General features: G+C 72.9%; 3 protein-coding genes. All 3 read left to right on the top strand.

Annotated features, from left to right (window positions below):
- Positions 1–301: 301 nt before the first annotated feature.
- On the top strand, positions 302–1594 hold the full coding sequence (locus Mterra_RS20320) for an Nramp family divalent metal transporter (RefSeq protein WP_119316753.1): 1293 nt from the start codon (positions 302–304) through the stop codon (positions 1592–1594).
- Between the two features lie 4 nt (positions 1595–1598).
- A complete protein-coding gene (locus Mterra_RS20315; protein ID WP_218022990.1) occupies positions 1599–2408 on the top strand; it encodes an FRG domain-containing protein in 810 nt (269 codons plus the stop codon).
- An 82-nt stretch (positions 2409–2490) separates the two neighbouring features.
- Positions 2491–2679 (top strand): hypothetical protein, encoded by a 189-nt coding sequence (locus Mterra_RS20310; protein ID WP_119316752.1) that lies wholly within the window; start codon positions 2491–2493, stop codon positions 2677–2679.
- Positions 2680–2694: the final 15 nt, after the last annotated feature.

Here is a 2694-nt window from a genome sequence, read left to right as displayed (position 1 = left end):
CCTGGGCGGGCCCGGGGGAGCGGCGGGCCGCCGGGCGGGCCTTGCGGGCTTCGGCCTCGAGGCGTGCGCGTTCGCGCTGGGCCTGGCGCTCGGGCCGGACCATGGTCAGCAGGTTGTACAGGTCGAGCATCTTCGGTTCCTCCCTTTCCGAAGCCCAGGGTAGGGAAAGCGGGCGCGGGCGGCGTCTGGCCGCGGGCCGAGGCGGGCGTAGGTCTTAAGACCTAGGGCTCCGGCCGGGCCCGCCCGCCCTCAGCCCGGCGTCAGGATCGCTTCAGGCGCCAAACGTAAGCTGGCCCTCACTGTGGAGACGCCGCCGCCTTCCGACGCCGCCCCCGGCCCGGCCGACCGCAACGTGCTGCACGCGCTGGGCCCCGGCCTCGTCACCGGGGCCTCCGACGACGACCCCAGCGGCATCGCCACCTACGCGCAGGCGGGGGCCGCCTTCGGCTACGGGCTGCTGTGGACGCTGCTGCTGACCTACCCGCTGATGGGCGCCATCCAGGAGGTCGCCGCGCGCATCGGGCGGGTGACCGGGCGGGGCATCGCGGGCAACCTGCGCCGCCACTACCCGCCCTGGCTCACCTACCCGGTGGTGGGCCTGCTGCTCGTAGCCAACACCATCAACCTGGGGGCCGACCTCGGCGCCATGGGCGCGGCCACCCGGCTGCTGCTGGGCGGCGAGGCCCTGCTCTACACCGCCCTCTTCGCGCTGCTGTGCCTGACGCTGGAGGTCTGGATGCCCTACGAGCGCTACTGCGCCGTCCTCAAGTGGCTCACCCTGGCGCTGCTGGTGTACGTGGCCGCGGCCTTCGTGGTGGGGGTGCCCTGGGGCACCGCGCTCACGAACACCCTCCTCCCCTCGCTGCGCCTCGACGCCGCCCACCTGGCGATGGTGGTGGCGGTGCTGGGCACCACCATCAGCCCCTACCTCTTCTTCTGGCAGGCCTCGGCCGAGGTCGAGGAGATCGAGAAGGAGCCCGAAGACGAGCCCCTGCGCCGCGCGCCGCGGCAGGCTCCGGCCCAGTTCTGGCGCATCAAGGCCGACACCTACTTGGGCATGGGGGTCTCCAACCTCATCGCCTGGTGCATCATGCTCACCAGCGCGGCCACGCTGCACGCGGCCGGGGTCACCGAAATCGAATCGGCCGCGCAGGCCGCGGCGGCGCTCGAGCCCGTCGCGGGCCCCTTCGCCAAGCTGCTCTTCGCGGCCGGGATCATCGGGACGGGCCTGCTGGCGGTGCCGGTGCTGGCGGCCTCGGCGGCTTACGCCCTGGGCGAGGCGCTGCGCTGGCCCACCGGCTTGGGGCGCAAGCCGCTGGAGGCCAAGGGCTTCTACGCCGTCATCGCCGCCGCCACCCTGGTCGGGCTGGCGATCAACCTCACCCCCGTCAACCCCATCGAGGCGCTGGTGTGGGCCGCGGTGGTCAACGGGCTGGTGGCGGTGCCGGTGATGGCGCTGATGATGCTGATGAGCTCGAGCCCCAAGGTGATGGGCCGCTTCACCCTCTCGCCGCGCCTGAGGCTGCTGGGCTGGCTGGCGACGGCGGCGATGGCCCTGGCGGCGGTGGGGCTCTTCGCCACGTGGGGGAGGTGAGCCCGTGGTGGAGGGCAGCGCCAACACGGTCACGGTCTCGAGCTGGGCCGAGCTGCTCGAGGTGCTCTACCGGGGCTCGTGGAACCCGCAGATCGGGCGCCACCGCCTCAACGTGGCCTTCCGCGGCACCGCCCGCGCCGACCACGGCCTCCAGACCAGCCTCTCGCGGCTGGTGGCCGGGCGCTCGTACGAGCTCGAGGCCCACGTCCTGCGGGCCTTCCGCAAGTACGCCTACGAGGCCCGCGTGGACGACGCGGAGTGGAACTGGCTGGCCCTGGCCCAGCACCACGGCCTGCCCACCCGCCTGCTCGACTGGACCTACTCCCCCCTCGTCGCGCTGCACTTCGCCACCCACGACCCCGCGCACTTCGAGCACGACGGGGCGGTGTGGGCCGTGGACTTCGCCCGCACCAACGCGCTGCTGCCCGAGGCCCTGCGCCGGGTGCTGCGCGAGGAGGGCACCCCGGTCTTCACCGCCGAGATGCTCAGCCGCGTGGCCCGCGGCCTGCGCGAATTCGACCGGCTGGGCGAGGAGGACTTCGTGGTCTTCTTCGAGCCGCCCTCCCTCGACGAGCGCATCGTCAACCAGCAGGCCCTCTTCTCGCTGGCCTCGAGGCCCGACCTCGACCTGCGGGAGTGGCTCGAGGGCCTGGGCGAGCGCTCGCCCGGGGCCTACCGGCTCATCCGGCTCCCGGCGGCGCTCAAGTGGGAGGTGCGCGACAAGCTCGACCAGGCCGGCGTCACCGAGCGGGTGCTCTTCCCCGGCCTCGACGGGCTCTCCCGCTGGCTGACCCGCTACTACATGAAGCGCTGAACCCCGAGGCGGCCGCGCGATCAGCACCGCCTCAGGGCAGCCTCAGTGGGGGCGGGTTAACTCTGCGTGAGCGTGACGGAACATGGAAGATGACCGAAATCCGAAACTGCCCCCCGGAAACGCGCCCGAGCCCGAGGCCGGTCTCGAGGCCTACTGGCGTTTCCTGCTGCTGGAAGCGCCCCCGCTGAAGCTGCTCGAGGCCTGGCCGGAGGAGGGGGAAGGGCCCGGCGAGGGCGGGGAATTCGACGACCCCTGCCTCTACCTGGGCTGAACCCCGCCATGACCC

The sequence above is a fragment of the Calidithermus terrae genome, from assembly GCF_003574345.1.
Taxonomy (GTDB): Bacteria; Deinococcota; Deinococci; order Deinococcales; family Thermaceae; genus Calidithermus; species Calidithermus chliarophilus.
The sequence above is the reverse complement of the archived record's forward strand: the minus strand, read 5'-3'. Positions and strand labels throughout refer to the sequence as shown.